16 protein-coding genes and 1 pseudogene are annotated in these 16,934 nt (G+C 48.6%); 14 read left to right on the top strand and 3 right to left on the bottom strand.

The window, feature by feature from the left end; genetic code table 11:
- Both Q0X35_RS02920 and Q0X35_RS02915 read left to right on the top strand, forming a co-directional pair.
- Positions 1–490: pseudogene (locus Q0X35_RS02920) on the top strand (aldose 1-epimerase); the annotation flags it as partial.
- 211 nt (positions 491–701) lie between these two features.
- A complete protein-coding gene (locus Q0X35_RS02915; protein ID WP_297565190.1) occupies positions 702–1,514 on the top strand; it encodes a helix-hairpin-helix domain-containing protein in 813 nt (270 codons plus the stop codon).
- Positions 1,515–1,620: 106 nt separating this feature from the next.
- Here Q0X35_RS02915 and Q0X35_RS02910 read toward each other — a convergent pair whose 3' ends face one another.
- A complete protein-coding gene (locus Q0X35_RS02910) occupies positions 1,621–1,920 on the bottom strand; it encodes a hypothetical protein (protein WP_297565189.1) in 300 nt (99 codons plus the stop codon).
- Positions 1,921–2,074: 154 nt separating this feature from the next.
- Between Q0X35_RS02910 and Q0X35_RS02905 the strand changes: the two genes are divergently transcribed.
- From Q0X35_RS02905 to galE, 3 genes are all read left to right on the top strand, one after another.
- Positions 2,075–3,145: a ComEC/Rec2 family competence protein gene (locus Q0X35_RS02905; RefSeq protein WP_297565186.1), complete on the top strand. Its 1,071-nt coding sequence runs from the start codon at positions 2,075–2,077 to the stop codon at positions 3,143–3,145.
- Positions 3,146–3,147: 2 nt separating this feature from the next.
- The gene (gene holA / locus Q0X35_RS02900) at positions 3,148–4,131 is read left to right on the top strand and encodes a DNA polymerase III subunit delta (protein ID WP_297565184.1); all 984 of its coding nucleotides are present in this window, start codon (positions 3,148–3,150) and stop codon (positions 4,129–4,131) included.
- A 92-nt stretch (positions 4,132–4,223) separates the two neighbouring features.
- Positions 4,224–5,246, top strand: coding sequence for a UDP-glucose 4-epimerase GalE (galE, locus tag Q0X35_RS02895; protein WP_297565182.1), 1,023 nt, complete (start codon positions 4,224–4,226; stop codon positions 5,244–5,246).
- 124 nt (positions 5,247–5,370) lie between these two features.
- Here galE and rpsT read toward each other — a convergent pair whose 3' ends face one another.
- Both rpsT and Q0X35_RS02885 read right to left on the bottom strand, forming a co-directional pair.
- Positions 5,371–5,643 carry a 30S ribosomal protein S20 gene (rpsT, locus tag Q0X35_RS02890; protein WP_297565180.1) on the bottom strand — a complete coding sequence of 91 codons (273 nt, stop codon included), beginning with the start codon at positions 5,641–5,643 and terminating at the stop codon, positions 5,371–5,373.
- Positions 5,644–5,893: 250 nt separating this feature from the next.
- Positions 5,894–7,219: a UTP--glucose-1-phosphate uridylyltransferase gene (locus Q0X35_RS02885; protein WP_297565178.1), complete on the bottom strand. Its 1,326-nt coding sequence runs from the start codon at positions 7,217–7,219 to the stop codon at positions 5,894–5,896.
- 145 nt (positions 7,220–7,364) lie between these two features.
- Here Q0X35_RS02885 and lepA point away from each other — a divergent pair, with 145 nt between their 5' ends.
- The 9 genes from lepA (at position 7,365) to ybeY (ending at position 16,831) form a co-directional block, all read left to right on the top strand.
- Complete coding sequence (lepA, locus tag Q0X35_RS02880) at positions 7,365–9,224, top strand: translation elongation factor 4 (RefSeq protein WP_297565175.1); 1,860 nt, start codon at positions 7,365–7,367, stop codon at positions 9,222–9,224.
- Position 9,225: 1 nt separating this feature from the next.
- Positions 9,226–10,158: a tRNA (guanosine(46)-N7)-methyltransferase TrmB gene (trmB, locus tag Q0X35_RS02875; protein WP_297565174.1), complete on the top strand. Its 933-nt coding sequence runs from the start codon at positions 9,226–9,228 to the stop codon at positions 10,156–10,158.
- Between the two features lie 14 nt (positions 10,159–10,172).
- Positions 10,173–11,375, top strand: a complete 1,203-nt coding sequence (hemW, locus tag Q0X35_RS02870; RefSeq protein ID WP_297565169.1) for a radical SAM family heme chaperone HemW — start codon at positions 10,173–10,175, stop codon at positions 11,373–11,375.
- A gap of 33 nt (positions 11,376–11,408) precedes the next feature.
- On the top strand, positions 11,409–12,077 hold the full coding sequence (locus Q0X35_RS02865; RefSeq protein WP_297565166.1) for a hypothetical protein: 669 nt from the start codon (positions 11,409–11,411) through the stop codon (positions 12,075–12,077).
- A gap of 203 nt (positions 12,078–12,280) precedes the next feature.
- On the top strand, positions 12,281–13,303 hold the full coding sequence (gene hrcA, locus Q0X35_RS02860; RefSeq protein ID WP_297565164.1) for a heat-inducible transcriptional repressor HrcA: 1,023 nt from the start codon (positions 12,281–12,283) through the stop codon (positions 13,301–13,303).
- Between the two features lie 98 nt (positions 13,304–13,401).
- Positions 13,402–14,523, top strand: coding sequence for a molecular chaperone DnaJ (dnaJ, locus tag Q0X35_RS02855; protein WP_297565162.1), 1,122 nt, complete (start codon positions 13,402–13,404; stop codon positions 14,521–14,523).
- A gap of 8 nt (positions 14,524–14,531) precedes the next feature.
- Positions 14,532–15,335 carry a 16S rRNA (uracil(1498)-N(3))-methyltransferase gene (locus Q0X35_RS02850; RefSeq protein WP_297565159.1) on the top strand — a complete coding sequence of 268 codons (804 nt, stop codon included), beginning with the start codon at positions 14,532–14,534 and terminating at the stop codon, positions 15,333–15,335.
- Between the two features lie 10 nt (positions 15,336–15,345).
- Positions 15,346–16,317 carry a PhoH family protein gene (locus Q0X35_RS02845; RefSeq protein ID WP_297565157.1) on the top strand — a complete coding sequence of 324 codons (972 nt, stop codon included), beginning with the start codon at positions 15,346–15,348 and terminating at the stop codon, positions 16,315–16,317.
- A complete protein-coding gene (gene ybeY / locus Q0X35_RS02840) occupies positions 16,310–16,831 on the top strand; it encodes an rRNA maturation RNase YbeY (protein ID WP_297565154.1) in 522 nt (173 codons plus the stop codon). Before Q0X35_RS02845 ends, ybeY begins: the two co-directional genes overlap by 8 nt.
- Positions 16,832–16,934: the final 103 nt, after the last annotated feature.

Raw genomic sequence — 16,934 nt, 5'->3', positions numbered from 1 at the left:
GCCTTTGGCTTTAGGCTGGCACCCCTATGTGCGTTTTCCGGGAAGTAGTGGTATCTCGAACTACAGTTTAGAAATTCCGGCGCGTACAAAAATTTTAGCTGATTCGCAGTTAATTCCTTTAGCTGGGGAGGCTGCCTATGCGGGAATTAAAGCACCCTTACACATTGATTATTTGGGCAATCAAAAGTTGGATGTATCTTTCCGCGGCTTGATCCCAGATGAAGACGGGGTAGTAACTACGCGGGTGCGCGACTTAGCTTCCGGAGCTACCTTGGAACTCACCCAAGAACCAGCCGATGCGCCAGTAATCCATATTTTTACCGCAGATAATCTCAATCGCGACAGCCGCAATTCGCTGGCTCTAGAGCCGCTCTCGCATCTCCCCGATGCTTTTAATCGAGCAGATGCCCGCGCCAGCTTGCGTCTCGAGAGCGGGGATATTCGCCGGCTATATGCGACGCTCACCTACCGGAAGAATAGCAATCAGTAGCAGCCTAATTGCTAACTAGTAGTTAGATGATATCTGGGTGATAGCTGGATGATAGCTGTGTTATGACTGGGTGACAGCTGGATGATAGTTGGAAGCTTAAATAGGTCTAAGGCAGATAGCTGATAGTTGTCCACAAAGCTAGAAATAGCTTCAATATCCCCAAAGAAAAATAGCAGCCTGCGGCGCGGAAAATTTTTTTGAAAATAGAGGTATGTATCAACCACCACCGCGTCTAGAAAAACTGACTGATCGAGCTAATTTACGCCGCCGTATGCCGCGGCATGCCGAAATCTCTGATTCCGGAAGAAAACTAGGTAACGCTAGCACCGGAGAAGAGTTGCGCAATCTGGCTTTCGAAAATGCGCTGGGCAACGATATGGGAGTGCTCACGGAGCAGCTGCAGCGCCCGCGTTTTCGCCTTTCCCAGCGCGCCGTGCGCAGTCTAATAATTCTTTTAGCGCTTCTGATGGGCGGATTAGGAATATCAGTTTTTACCCAACTGAGTCATTCGGATTCTACTGCTCATTCCGCTCCGCCGGCTTCGCCGCCCGCTGCGGCTGATGAAATGGCTAAAAATGATTCTGCCGAGATGGGGAAAGAAGCGCTTATCTATGTAACCGGGGCAGTGAAAACTCCCGGCGTAGTGAGCCTACGGGGAGAAGTGCGGGTGCAAGATGCTTTAGAAGCCGCCGGTGGATTCAGTGAAACAGCTGATAAAATAGCTGTTAATTTGGCGGCTCCCGTCCACGATGGCGAGCATTTACATTTTCCCGCTCAAGGAGAAGCTCCTAGTGGAGGGGGCGCAGAGCAAAACACCGTAGACGGAGCAGCTGCTCCGATTAATCTCAATCAAGCTGATAAAGAAGCTCTGCAAAAAATACCGGGAATCGGGCCCGTCACTGCGCAAAATATCGTAAATTGGCGCACGGAAAAAGGGCCATTTCGAAAAGTAGAAGATTTGCTAAATATCCCCGGAATCGGGCAGAAAAATCTCGAAAAAATAAAGCCGTACCTCACGCTCTAGGAACCGCGATGCACGATTACCGGCTCCTCCCAGCAGCTTGTACTATCTGGTTTATCACTGCCAGCAAGCCTTATTTCTCAGCCCCTATATTTTTGCAAGGTACTTTTTATTTTTTCGCTATCGGAGTGTTGCTCGGCATTTTAATGAGAAAAATTTTTCCGCCGCCCCATCCTCTTTTTTCAGCAGCGGCCTCACCTGTTGCTGCGCCATCTTCTGTACCTGCTGTTGCGCCGTTTTCGCCAGTTTCTTTTGCTCCATATTTTTCCGAAAAAAGCCAGGGAATAGTGAGGCAGATAGTTATTTGTCTTCTGGCTGCTAGCTGTGCTTGTGGAGCTAATAGTTTACGTAGCTGGCAAGAAGCTAATTCGCTCTTAGAAGCGAGCGCGCAAAAGCAATTCTCTATCACTGGAAAAGTGCTTATTACGCGGGTGGGGAGAAATATGGGGGAGAATTCGGGAGAAAAAATGCCGAAAATTCCTTTCGGGACTCGCGCACGCTTAGAAAACATTTCCGGAGGGGGTCTAAAGCAAAGATATCGCAGCGAAGTATGCCTAAAAAATATGCCGAATAATGTAGCCACCGAATCGAAATTTTCGGCAGCGGGGGCGGAATCAGTTTTTCTGCTCCGGAATGGAGAGGAACTCCTTATCGAAGGGAAAATTCGGAAAACTGCTGATAGATACTGCAGCTATACTCTCGAAGCAGAGCAGATGCACCGGGCCCCGCATCTGCAATTTTTTCGCAAGACCAGTGCTACGCTGCGAAGTGATTTCCAAAAAGAACTGCAAAAAAATTCTCTTTTTTATCCGGCGCTCATATCTGGGGTAGTGCTGGGAGATGATTCTCAGCTCGAGATACAACCGCAAAGAGCCTTGAAAAAAGCCGGTTTAGCGCACCTCACCGCGGTATCGGGTGCCCACATTTCTCTGTTGCTCGGAGGAGTGATTCTCTTATTGGGAAAAAGCAAACCGCTTCTCACCGCCGGAGCTGGCACCTTGATACTGCTGCAGCTACTGGCACTAGTTGGTTTATCGCCTTCGGTGGTGCGTGCAGCTTTGATGGGAATCTGGGTATTAGTTGCGCTCGCGCTAGAAAGGCGCGGAAATTCTTTACCTTTTTTGGCTCTCTCGATTATGCTCACTTCCTTATTTTTCCCAGAGATAGCGAGAGAATTAGGGTTTCAGATGTCTGCGCTAGCTACTCTGAGTATCCTCACGCTGGGAAATTATCTACAAAAAAATCTAGCTAAATTGTATCCGGCCGCCATCGCGCGGCTGCTTGCTTATCCGCTGGCTGCGGGAGTGGCGACGATGCCGCTAGTGTCAGAAATTCAAGATAGCCTCTCGCTCTGGACAGTGGCAGCGAATCTAGCCGCTGCCCCGGTGGTAGCGCCTTTTACAATATGTGGATTAGCGGCGGTGCTAGGCAGCTCCTTGCCCGGATTTCCGGTATTGCCCCTATTAAAAATTTGTAGTTTCTGTGCTAGCTGGATTGTAAAAGTGGCAGAATTTGCTTGCCAATTGCCGGCGGGCTCGCTGGCGGTAGGAAAAAATCTTTTTCTGCATATACTGCTAGTATTTTTCATTCTGGCTTCTACTCGGCGGAAAGCTGCTGCGCGTGGAATAATATGACTATGGCTGTTTGGGAAGATATAGAAATAGCGCCGGTCATGCTCATTAATTCCGAAGAACCCGTATATGCAGACCGAGCAATAGATACGTGGAAAGAAAAACTCCGCCAAAGTTTTCCCGAGCTAGATATTAACGTAGTAACTTCCCAGAACTATACACCGCAATTACTTGCGCAGGTTTTTAGCCCCAGTTTATTTAGCGAACCGCGCCTAGCTATAGTTCCAGATTTGGAAAAAGCCAGTAAATTGGCGGGAGCAGAAATAGCTGCATATTTAGAAGCGATACCGCCGGATTGTTTCCTTATTTTGCGCCACAATTCGACGGGGAAAAAATTGAACGTCAACGGGAAAAAGATATTTACCCAAGCTGCTGCTCAAGGTTTCCCGATCGTAGAAATAAAAAAAGTAAAATATCCGAAAGATAAAGTAAAAGCGGTAATAGCTGAAGGTACAGCTAGAAAGCGGATAATCACAAATGACGCAGCAGCTGCTCTGGTCGATGCACTCGGTTCTGATTTGCGCGAACTACTAGCTGCCACAGATCAACTTCTGGCCGATGTATCTGGAAAAATAACGGCAGCCAACGTCCACACCTATTTTTCGGGGCGCATCGAAGCGAGTGGTTTCAACGTAGCTGATCAAGTAGTAAACGGAAATATAGAAGAAGCAATTCGCCTTAGCAGGCACGCGCTCGCCACCGGAACTGCTCCGGGGCAGATAGTGGCGGCCCTAGCCGTCAAATTTCGGCAAATGGCGCAAGTAATCGGAATGCAAAACTCCCATATCGGAGTAAAAATCAATCTCGCTAGCTGGCAAATTCGCCAAGCACAAAATAGCCAACGCTACTGGAAAGAAGCCGCTCTAGCTAAGGCGATTCAAGAAATAGCGCAGGCAGATGCAGATGTGAAAGGTCAATCTCGAGATCCAGGCTATGCGCTGGAAAGAGCTATTTTAGCTATTGGGAGAGCTCGCGCCAACGCGAAGTGAAATCTATGTTTGGAGCTGCACAGCTAGCTTCTAATTGCTCGCCTAGAGATAGCGTAAACTAAAAATATCTACAATAACTGCAGCGGAGAAAAATGGAACAGAAAACTATTCTAGTGGCCGGCGGAGCTGGATACATCGGCACCCATACGCTGATTAGTCTCTATGCGGCAGGATATCGGGCTATATGCGCTGATAATTTCACCAATTCTCATCCGGAAGCTCTCCGGCGCACCGAAGCTATTATCGGAACTAAAATCCCGCTTTACGAAGTAGACGTCTGTGATAGGCCAGCAGTAGAGCAGATATTTGCTGAAAATTCCATAGCGGGAGTAATTAATTTTGCCGGCTTGAAAGCGGTGGGGGAATCGGTAGAAAAACCACTGGAGTACTACGATATAAATTTGAATTCTACGCTTTCACTTTTGCAGGCTATGCGCCGGCATAATTGCCGAGTAATGATTTTTAGCTCTTCCGCCACCGTATACGGAATGAATAATAAATCGCCGCTTCGCGAAGGAATGCCCACTTCTGCCACTAATCCCTATGGCTGGTCAAAAGTAATGAATGAGCAAATCCTCACTGATTATTGCGGTAGCGATAAGAATTTTTCGGCTGTACTACTGCGCTATTTCAACCCAATCGGCGCGCATCCCAGCGGGCTAATCGGAGAAAACCCCTGCGGAATTCCCAATAATATAATGCCCTATATTACGCAAGTAGCCGTTGGGAAATTGCCAAAGCTGCACATATTTGGCCAAGATTATCCCACTCCAGACGGCACCGGCGTGCGCGACTATATCCACGTCCTCGACCTGGGGGAAGGGCATGTGCAAGCGCTTGACTACGCATTCACTCACCCAGGAGTGATAGAAATCAATTTAGGCACTTCCCGCGGATACTCGGTGCTCGAACTAGTGAAAGAATTTGAAAAGGCGAGCGGGGTAAAAATACCTTATGTTATAGATCCGCGCCGCCCGGGCGACGTCGCATCGGTATTTGCCGATGCGAGCCGCGCCGAGAACTTACTAGCTTGGAGAGCGCGCCGTAACCTAGCGCAGATGTGCCGGGATTCCTGGAATTGGCAACAAAAAAATCCCGATGGCTACGCCCAGTAGTTACAATGGCTGTGCCCGGTAGTTACGAACAGGTACATGTATAAAAATAGGCAGATATAGAAAAATGCTCGGAAATTTTATTTTCCGAGCATTTTCGAGATTAGATAACTACTTAAGCTAGGGCTTAAGCGTCTTTCGTAAGCGCATCAACCTGCTTAGCCAGCTTAGACTTCCGGTTCGCAGCCTGATTCTTATGGATTACTCCCTTGGAAACAGCCTTATCTAGTTTCCGGCCAGCAAGACGCAGAGCTGCCTCTGCCGTTTCCGGATCTTTAGCTGCAATCGCTTCCCGAGTCTTCCGCACTAAGGTCTTCAACTCAGATTTATAGCTCTTATTGCGCAGCCGGCGCTTCTCATTAGTCTTAATCCGCTTTTTTTGCGACTTAATATTTGCCACTATTTAACTCTTTCAATTCTTTCGCTATTGCGAATGGATATGGTCGGTGAGGGCTTGCTCTCTCTGGACTGCCAGGCGTGGGGACACCCGTGGTTAAAAGAAAAGAGCCGGACCTTTCACCCGACCAGGTGCCAAGTCCACTAGGTACTTTAGCAGTATTTACCGCCAGAGCCAAAGAAAAGCTCCAAGGGTGGTAAAAATCATCGATTTCGGATAAAGAAATTATCGCTCTCAGTAAAGAAAGCCGCAACTATGCGTTCCCAATTTCTACCCGCCCCCGCAATTTTTCCATTCCGGTGAAAGTATAATCGCCCTTTACCGTTATTTTCTCTACCTCCCGCAGAGAAGGTAAATGGCGGGTACGCTCAGTAAAATCGTGTATAAAACAAAAATACTGAGGATCTAAATCGGCAATAGGGGCAGTTGGAATCTGCAAAAGTACTCGCCCTTCTTCCGTAAATTTATAGGCATCAGAACGCAATACAAATAAATCATTCGTAGTCTTTACCGGTAAAAACCGCTCTCGTTCCACAATAAGAGCCTTCGCATCTGCAAATTTTTCGACTATAGCTCCCATCGCACATTCCAACTGATACACCGGCACCGAATCTTTATTGCACGGATCTACCGTTTTCTGGTTACGAATTAAGGGGAGACGCAAAAGCCCGGCTGTTTTCTGCAATAAGTCCCGTAAAGCCTCGATATTAAACCACAGATTATTCGTATGAAAATAGGGATGCCGCTTTTCGTCCGTAAAATACTGCATATCAGCTGGAGGAGTTTGCCCGGTATCGCGCAATATAAGCTGCTTATCGCTCCGCCGCAGTGCTAAATGTCCGCCTTTGCGATCAGAGGGAGTACGCCGGCAGACCTCGGCTGCATAAGAAACTCCACTTTCGGCAAACCAAGCGGCAATTTCTCCAGAAGGATAAGCCCCTAAGTTATCGGCATTAGAAGTCATAAGATAGCGGAAACCGCGGCTGAGCAAATCTTCTAACAAAGAATTATTACTAAGGGCAGTGTAGATATCGCCGTGCCCGGGCGGGCACCACTCTAGTTCTGGATTTTCCTCCCAGATTACTGGATATAGATTATCGCGCCGCAGCTTCGGTTCCCGCCCTTGCAGAAAACTGAGGGGAATTCCCGGTATCTCCATATTTTTATCTAGGGCCGCGAGCGTATCGCGCTGCGTGCGGAAAGAATCCATAAAAATTATAGGGAGCAATTTTCCGCTCTGTTCGCGCGCGCTGCGTATTTGCCGGCAGATCAAACGCAAAAAACTTTCTCCCGTGCGCACTGGAATAAGAGATTTAGCTTTATCCATCCCCATAGAGGTGCCTAAACCGCCGTTTAGCTTTAAAAAAGCCGTCTTTCCCAGTGCCTCTGCCTGCACGGCGGGGCTAAAATTTTTCTCTGCTAGCCGGGGCGCCGGAGGCATCGGGTCGATAGTGGACTCGGGAATTAACCCAGTAGCTCCGTGCTGTAAATCTGCAAAATAAGAGCTAAAGACGTTTATTCCGCATTCGCTAACTCCGGCAGTGCGCATTTTCTGCTGTGCCGCGCTCAAAGCTTCCATATAAATCCCTCCGCCCTTTTTTATAATTCTATAGAGAAAAGCTGCCCGCGCAGAATTTCACAAAGCTATTCCTCCCGAAAAATCGGCTTTAGTTTCCGGCGCTGGTAGCCTTAGAGCTATTAGTAGTGAATAAGGAGATACGTTAGTGCCCATTTCCACTCCGGCAGAGCTGAAAGAAATTCAACCGGCCTCCACGCCGGCTGCACAAATTCGCAATTTTTGCATAATTGCGCATATCGACCACGGTAAATCCACTTTAGCGGATCGTATGTTGCAATTGACGGGAGTAATAGCGGAACGTGATATGCGTGCCCAATACCTCGACAGAATGGATATTGAGCGCGAACGCGGAATCACTATTAAATCGCAAGCGGTACGGATTCCTTGGACGGTAGATGGCACGCCTTATGTGCTGAATATGATAGACACCCCCGGGCATGTCGATTTTGCTTACGAAGTATCTCGCTCTTTAGCCGCCTGCGAAGGGGCAATTCTACTGGTGGATTCGGCACAAGGCATTGAAGCGCAAACCCTGGCCAATCTCTATCAAGCTCTCGAAAATGATTTAACTATCATACCCGTCTTAAATAAAATAGATTTACCAGCTGCAGAGCCCGATAAATACGCGGAAGAGTTGAGTGCTCTGATTGGCTGCGAACCAGAAGATTGTATAAAAGTATCTGGTAAGACCGGAGTGGGCGTAGAAGAACTTCTCAACCGGATAGTGAAAGAAGTACCTGCTCCGCAAGGGAAAAAAGATGCCCCCACGCGCGCACTTATTTTTGATTCGGTCTACGATACCTACCGGGGAGTAGTCACTTATGTACGGGTCGTAGACGGGCAGCTGCGCCCACGTGAACAAGTGCGGATGCTTTCCACCGGAGAAACGCATGAGCTCCAAGAAATTGGAGTTATTTCTCCGGAACCGCTCAGCTCTACGGGTTTGAGTGCCGGAGAAGTAGGGTATTTGATTACAGGGGCGAAAGATGTATCGCAGTCCCGGGTAGGCGATACGGTAACTACTTTGCGCAACCCGGCGCGTACTCCGCTTTCCGGATATGCCAATCCGCAGCCCATGGTGTTTTCTGGTTTATATCCGATAGATGGCTCGGATTATCCAGCTCTACGCGATGCTCTAGATAAACTGCGGCTCAACGATGCTTCTCTCACCTACGAACCGGAAAATTCAGTAGCTTTAGGATTCGGCTACCGTTGTGGATTTTTAGGTCTACTTCACCTCGAGATTATTACTGAAAGACTCGAGCGAGAATTCGATCTCGATTTGATAGCTACTGCGCCTTCCGTCACTTACCAAGTAATTACCGAAAATGGAGAAAAAATAGCGGTATCAAACCCTTCAGAATTTCCGGAAGGGAAAGTACAAGAAATAGTGGAACCGCTAGTAGAAGCTACCATTCTCACTCCGAGTGAATACGTGGGTGCAATTATGGAACTTTGCCAGCAGCGCCGAGGAGAAATGCAGAATATGAGTTACCTTTCTCCCGAAAGAGTAGAACTGCATTATTTTTTACCGTTGGCGGAAATAGTCACCGATTTTTTCGATCAACTAAAATCTCGCACCAAAGGCTATGCCTCGCTAGATTACCACCAAAAAGGAGAACAAAGCGCCGATTTAGTGAAAGTAAATATCTTACTCAACCACGAAGTAGTAGATGCTTTTTCGGCAATCGTGCACCGCGATAAAGCCTATAGCTACGGGGTGGAAATGACGGAAAAATTGCGCCAATTAATCCCGCGGCAGAATTTTGAAATTCCGGTACAGGCAGCAGTAGGATCTCGCATAATTGCGCGTTCTACTATTAAAGCGCTCCGCAAAGACGTATTGGCAAAATGCTATGGGGGCGACGTCTCTCGAAAGCGTAAATTGCTAGAAAAGCAAAAAGAAGGTAAAAAACGGATGAAAGCAGTCGGCAGAGTAGAAGTGCCCCAAGAAGCATTCATCGCCGCGCTCAGTTCCGAAATGCCGACGGGTAAGAAAAAATAACATGAAAGAGAATTCCCACTCGGAGCTCCCTAATCCGCAATATGGGCGAATTCGCTCCTTTTCTGCGCGGGGAAAACGCTTGGGTGAAAAATATAAAACCCTGCAAGCAGAATTTGGGCCGCACTACTTCCTCGATTTTCCTTCCGGAACGGGAATCTCCACTATTAGCGAAGATGCGCGCATCGATCTAGCGGCCGCCTTCCCGAATCGGCAACCCCTCATAATCGAAATCGGGCCCGGATCTGGAGAACAACTTATCCATGCCGCACAAGCGCATCCGCAAATAAATTTTCTCGCCCTGGAGGCCTGGCAGCCCGGAGCAGCTCGTTGCCTTGCTGCCACCGTCGCAGCGGGGGTAGAAAATGTGCGCATAGCGCAATTAGATGCTGCGCAAAGTCTTCCTATCCTTTTTCCTTCTGATTCAGATTATCGCGCGCGCGAAATCTGGACTTTTTTCCCCGATCCTTGGCGCAAGAAAAAACATCGGAAACGCCGCCTAGTATCACCGCAGTTTGCACACATCGTAGCTGGAGTATTAGAGCCCGGCGGCTGCTGGCGTCTCGCCACTGATTGGGATAACTACGCTTGGCAGATGCGCGATGTACTGCAAGAATCTCCTTGGTTTGACAACCCGTACTTGGCGCAAAATCCAGATGCGCACGACGAAGGGATTTATACTGGGGGATTTGCTCCCCGTTACAGCGGCCGGGTGCTTACGCGTTTTGAATCGCGCGGGCAAGCGGCCAAGCGCCGCGTGCACGATTTATATGTGGTTCGCAATCAGGTGGCACTGGCGGGAGTGCCGGTACCGGAAGATCCGTGGGTTGCCGCTGCGAAAAATGGGCAGGAAGTGAAAGCTGATAGGGGTGGAGAGCGCCCGCCATCGCGTACTCCGGCCCCCACCCGCGCGGGAAAAACTGCCGCAGAAAACTAGAAACGAAAATAGCCTTGATACAGCAAATTTTTTCTTCGCCGGTTTCAACTGCGCTGGAATTGCCTAACCCCGATGTGCGAAATGGATTTTCGGCGTATATCCATATTCCTTTCTGCGCTCGCCGCTGCGGATACTGCGATTTTAATACCTATACAAATTTGCATTTTCCGGCGGGTGCGGGAGCTGCGGAGTTTTCCGCTACGCTCTGCCGCGAAATAGAGCTCTCCGCAAAAATTCTGAACGCGGGCGCTCCCGCCGGCGAATTACGCAGTGTATTTTTTGGAGGAGGAACCCCCACTTTGCTTCCGGCAGCTGCGCTAAAGCAAATTTTAGAGAAACTGCGCAGCGTATACGGAATTTCTGCCACCGCGGAAATCACTACCGAAGCAAATCCGGAGACGCTCACTTATGAAAAACTTTACCAACTCCAAGAGAGCGGTATAAACCGGATATCTTTTGGAATGCAATCTGCGGTGAAATCCGTATTAAAGACTTTAGATCGAATGCACACTCCCGGGCAGACTGCTCGGGTCTGTCACTGGGCAGAAAAATTAGGGATGCGCTATTCCTTAGACCTCATTTACGGCACTCCGGGGGAGAGCATGGCGGATTGGGATTTTTCCCTCCACGAAGCTATTGCGCTAGGGCCAGAGCATATCTCCGCCTACGCTCTCACCGTTGAAAAAAATACCAAAATGGGGCGAGCGTTGGAGCGCAAAGAAATCCCTGCTCCCGACCCGGATATTCTGGCTGATAAATATCAGCACGCCGAAGAAATCCTTACTTCTCACGGCTATCAGTGGTATGAAATCTCTAATTGGGCGCGCCCGGGCGCAGCTTGCCAACACAATTTGCACTACTGGCAGCGCGATAACTATTGGGGATATGGCCCGGGTGCTCATTCCTGCATCAACGACACCCGCTTTTGGAATACTGCTCATCCGCTTGCCTATGCGCAGCAGCTCGTCTCTCCTGATCCACAACTACCTATAGCTGGGCAAGAGCATCTAGGTGCAGCAGAGATAAGAGAAGAAGAAATAATGTTGGGAATTCGCTGTCGCGCGGGTATACCGCTTTCTTTTTCGCCTTCTCCAGCTATCGCGCGCCAATTATTGGAAGATGGCTTAATAGAGGCAACAGCTTGGGCAGAGGGTCGTTTACAATTGACGCTCCGCGGGAGATTACTAGCCGATACGGTCATTCGCGCGCTATGGTAATACGGTAGTAACACCGCCAGAAAGCGAAACGACATGGGAGATACTTACGTTAAATTAGTACTAATCGTGCTTATTGGGGGAATTGCCCTCTGGGCCCTCTCCGGATTTTTTACGAAAAATCCGCGCGGTGCTTGGGATGAGCGTACCAAAATAGCGGGCTTAGTTCGTTCCCGCCGCTGGAATTACCGTGAATATATTGAAAATGCGCAGCAGTTTTTACTTCCGGAAGCCACCAAACTAAGGCACTGGCCGGTGCTAGAAAATGCGGCTGGCTACGACGGAATCAAAAATTTTCGTTCTAGCTCCTGGCGGTCGATTTTTGTGCGCACTCCCGCTAATCCACATAATCTAGTTTTTTCGTATGAAATTCCCATCACTCCTGCGGGTGCGCAGTTCCAATTCCCAGAAGTTCTTTTTCATTTTCCCACTGCTGCTTCTGCTCCCACTTCTACTGCTTCCTTTCCGGCTGCGCAGTGGGATGTAACTGGAGATAGAGAGCTCACGGCTGCAATTTGCGCTAGTGTAGCTGGAGAATTTTTTACCGAATTGGTGAATATAGAATATGTACATATCTATCGAAACTACATCAGCTTTCTTTTACCTGCGCAAAAATTTAATCGCTCTAGCCTCGAGTTCCTGGATTGGTGTGCCCAGCGAGCCGGAAAATTAGTTCAGCTATTACCGAAGTCTTATCTCGATTAAAAATTAGCTCTTTCGAGCAGGAAATTAGCGCGGAGAAAAACTAGAGTAGAATTAGCACTCGAGAGCAAAGAGTGCGCAAATCTGCGCACGTTTTGCAAATATGTTTTGCAAATAAGGTCTATGACGAAGCTTTGGGGGAATAATCTTCAGGGAATAGACTTTGGGGAATAGGCTTTGGGGAGAGGCGAAAGGAAGGGGTGAGAATGCGTAATTCGGATGCCCGCCGGCGTTTAGTGCTTAATGCCATTATTGAAGACTATATTGCCACTCGCGAACCAGTCGGTTCAAAAGCAGTGGCGCGGCGGCACAATCTCGGCGTTTCTCCTGCTACTATTCGCAACGATATGGCACAACTAGAAGAAGCAGGATTAATCGTCCAGCCGCACACTTCCGCTGGGCGCATACCTACCGATAGTGGTTATCGCGCTTTTGTAGATGCAATTGCTGATATTAAGCCGCTCTCGGTGCCGCAACGCAAAGCTATTGAGCAAATTCTCACCCAGTCAGTGGATTTAGATGACGTAGTTAATCGCGCGGTGCGTCTCTTAGCGCAGATAACTCAACAAGTGGCAGTGGTGCAGTATCCTTCTTTGCAGCGCACTCTTTTACGGCATATAGAGCTAGTAGCTCTAAGTAAGCAGCTCATCTTAATTGTGTTGATTGCCAATACGGGCCGCGTAGAACAGCGCACCGTGGAAGTAGAAGATATTCTTTCTGAAGAATCTGTAGATTTAATTAGAAAAGCAGCTAATGAGCACTTGGTGGGAATGGAAATGCGCCATTTAGGTAAGAAAATTCCGACCACTTTAGAGGCTCTGCCACCGTTGATTCGCCCTGCGGGAAAAATAGTATTCACGGCGGTGGCAAAAATGCTGCAGAGTGAGGGAGAAGAAAAAGTAGTAGTAGCCGGCACGGGTAATCTCAGCCGTTATGATTACGATTTTGCTCATTCTATTTCTCCCGTTTTAGATTTACTCGAAGAGCAAGTGATACTTTTGCGCCTTATTACCCAGCAAGAGCAAGGAATAAACGTAAAAATAGGGAGCGAAAATACCGAAGAAGCCCTCGCGGAAGCTTCTATAGTTTCTACGAATTACGGCGTAGGCGATGAAGCAGATATTGCGCGGTTGGGAATAATTGGTCCGACGCGGATGGATTACCGGGGCGCAATGGCGGGAGTGTATGCTGTAGCTCAATATCTGACTTCAATTTTGAGCAGTGAGTGAAATTCGCCCGCTTCTGTGCTTAGTGGCTGTTTTCTGCAGATAGAGCGCATAGAATACAGAAAGAATATTTTAATCTAATAGGCAAGGGAAAATTATAAGTGGCTGATTACTACCAGATTTTAGGAGTATCACGGCAAGCTTCCGCAGAAGAGATAAAAAAAGCTTATAGAAAATTAGCGCGGAAACTACATCCCGATGTGGCGGGGCCAGAGGGAGCTGAAAAATTTAAAGAAGTCACAGTGGCTTATGAAGTACTTTCTAATACCGAAAAGCGCCATCTTTATGACCTCGGAGGAGAAGAAGCCCTAAAAACTGGCCAGGCGGGAGGCGGAGCGAGTGCCTTTGGCGGCTTCGAAGATATATTTTCCGCATTTTTTGGTGGGGGCAGTGCGGGGCGTGGTCCGATATCTCGCACCCGTCCCGGTGATGATTCTTTAGTGCGTCTGCAGCTCACTTTGAAAGAAGTGGTATTCGGGGTAGACAAAAAAGTAAAAGTAAATATCGCCGGGCTCTGCCCAGAATGTCATGGTAATTTGACTGCTCCTGGTACTGAGCTAGTTACTTGCGCGGATTGCCAAGGAAGTGGCACTATTCAAAAACTCACTAATTCACTCTTCGGGCAGATGATGTCGAGTAGTCCTTGTCCGGGCTGCGGTGGGTATGGCACAAAAGTGGTCACTCCTTGCCCAGAATGTGCCGGTAGTGGCCGTATAAAGACGCAAAAAGAAGTGGTATTTAATGTGCCAGCCGGAGTGGAAAATGCTACGCGAATCCGTTTGCGCGGTGCGGGTGATGCTGGAGTATACGGCGGTCCGGCCGGAGATTTGTATGGGGAAATAAGCGTTAAACGCGATGCAGTATTCGAGAGAAGCGGCGATGATCTACACGCCACTTTAGAGGTGCCGATGACTGCCGCTGCCTTAGGCTGCCAGTTACAAATATCCACTTTTGACGGTCTGCAAAATATAGAAGTAAAACCGGGTACACAATCTGGAGAAATCATCACCCTTCCCGGCCTGGGAGTTGGGCATCTACGCCGGCGCGGGCGCGGAGATATACATGTGCTTATGCAGGTACGTACACCTACCGATCTGCCAGATGAGCAGAAAGAACTACTTAAAAAACTCGCAAAACTGCGCGGTGAAGAAAAAGTAGCATCCGATTTAAGTGCCGAAAAAGATTCTCTTTTTACGCGATTTAAAGATATCTTCGTTAAATAAGGGAAAAGATGTCACTACCGGTATTTTATAGTGCAGAAATATCTAATTTAGCGTGCGAAGATATTTGTACGATTCGCGGTAGTGAAGCCCATCATGCCGTCGCCGTGCGCCGTATTCGCCCTGGAGAGAAAATCGCCGTAGTAGATGGCCAAGGGAGACGGGGAATCCTGCTGGTGCAAAGCACCGAAAAAGCTGCGCTCACCGGGCAGGTACAAGCAATAACTGATTATCCTCCGACTTTGCCGGCGATAACCTTGGTGCAGGCACTCGCTAAAGGCGGACGAGCAGAGCAAGCGGTAGAAACCGCCACTGAATTTGGAGTGGATAGTGTAATTCCTTGGGCTGCGGAACGAAGTGTGGTGCGCTGGGAGAGTGCACAAAAAAGTGCCAAAGGGCGCAGTAGATGGGCAGCTACTGCATATGAAGCAGCTAAACAAGCACGGCGCGCCTATTTCCCGCAGGTGGATGAACTTTTAGATAGTTCCGCTCTCGCAGAGAAAATTCCGGATTTTATTGCTGCGGGGGCTTGGGTATTGGTTTGCCATGAAGAAGCGGTGCACTCTTTAGCACAAGTGCTGACCAGTCTTTTTAATTCCGCGCTGGCGCAGAGTTCTTCTCAAGCGGATTTTCCAAGTAGATTAGTGTATATAGTAGGTCCCGAAGGAGGAATCACTTCTGCAGAATTGGCAGCTTTCCAAGCGGCTGGAGCTCAGGCAGTGCTCCTAGGAGAGCATATTCTGCGTAGTTCTTCTGCCGGGCCGTGGGCGATTGCAGTGACGCGCGCTTTTCTGGATAAAAGTCGAATAAAGTAATAGAGAAAATATGGAAGCAGAGAGCAAAGTTATTCAGAAGGTTACGGTACCGGAAAGCATAGATATGATTAGCTTTCTAGGGCCGCACGATATATACCTCCGCACCTTGGAAAAAGGCTTAGCGCCGGCGCAGCTGCACGTCCTGGAAAGAGAAATAACTATTTCTGGCCCGCCGCTACCAGTGGAATTGGCAAAAAATCTTTTAAATGAGTTTATCTCGGTGCTACAACGCGGCCAGTATCTCAATGTGGAAGCAGTGGAAAGTGCAATCAGATTAGCTCAACGAGGTTTAGCTAATCCAGCTGATTTGCTGCGTACTGATATAATTTCTGCGCGCGGTAAAACTATTCGCCCCAAGACTTTCGGGCAAAAAGAATATGTAGATGCTATCGATACTTCCACAATTACTTTCGGCATCGGCCCAGCTGGTACGGGAAAGACTTATCTGGCGGTGGCTAAAGCAGTGGAAGCATTACAGAGCCAGCAAGTGCGCCGCATTGTGCTCAGCCGCCCCGCGGTAGAAGCGGGAGAATCGCTGGGGTTTCTTCCCGGTACGCTCAGCGATAAAATCGATCCTTACTTGCGGCCACTCTACGATGCTCTCTACGACATGGTAGAGCCAGATAGCATTCCGAAATTACTCGCTGCGGGCACTATAGAGGTCGTACCTCTAGCCTATATGCGTGGGCGCACCCTAAACGACGCTTTCGTGATTCTAGACGAAGCACAGAATACTACTCCTGCACAGATGAAAATGTTTCTTACGCGTCTAGGGTTCCAAACCAAAATGGTAATCACAGGGGATTTAACCCAGATAGACTTACCTACTCGTACCACGTCTGGACTTCGCCTTATGCGCAGTATTCTCGCCGATATTTCCGGTATAAAATTTATAGAACTTAAATCAGAAGATGTGGTGCGCAATAGCCTAGTAGCAGATATTGTAGATGCCTATACCCGCTGGAGTGAAAACTATGATTGATGTAAATGATGAATCCGATTACGATGCAGCCATTAATTTAGCGGAAATATCTGAATTGGCGCGCTGGGTACTAGATGAAATGCGGGTGCATCCGCAGGCAGATCTGAATTTTGTGCTGCTTGGGGAAGATGCTATGGCAGATCTCCACCTAGAGTGGATGGGATTGAGTGGCCCTACCGATGTGCTCTCTTTCCCTATGGATGAACTGCGCCCAGCTCCGGTTGGGCAAAACCCGCAAGCGGGAATTTTAGGAGATATCGCCATTTGCCCGCAGGTAGCTGCGCGGCAGGCCGCCAAATCTGGCCACGCCCTTATGGAAGAAATTCTTTTACTCGCCACGCATGGTATTTTGCATCTACTGGGGTATGACCATGTAGAAGAGGAAGAAAAGAAAGAGATGTTTGCTCTACAGCGGCGCCTTCTCCTCGAATTCCTAGCTCGGCGCCCACAAGATCCCAATCAGCCTCATTCAGATACACGCGATATTGACGATATCGCACCTACAATAGAATAAGTATAAAAATAGTTGAAGAGGGATAGCCAAAAACTATGAGCGGAACAGAGAATCTTTCTGGCCTCGTATACGGCGGGGTAGCTTTAGTAGCGCTCGGAGTAGC

Origin of the sequence: uncultured Arcanobacterium sp. (assembly GCF_947253055.1) — a bacterium.
Taxonomy (GTDB): Bacteria; Actinomycetota; Actinomycetes; order Actinomycetales; family Actinomycetaceae; genus Arcanobacterium_A.
The sequence above is the reverse complement of the archived record's forward strand: the minus strand, read 5'-3'. Positions and strand labels throughout refer to the sequence as shown.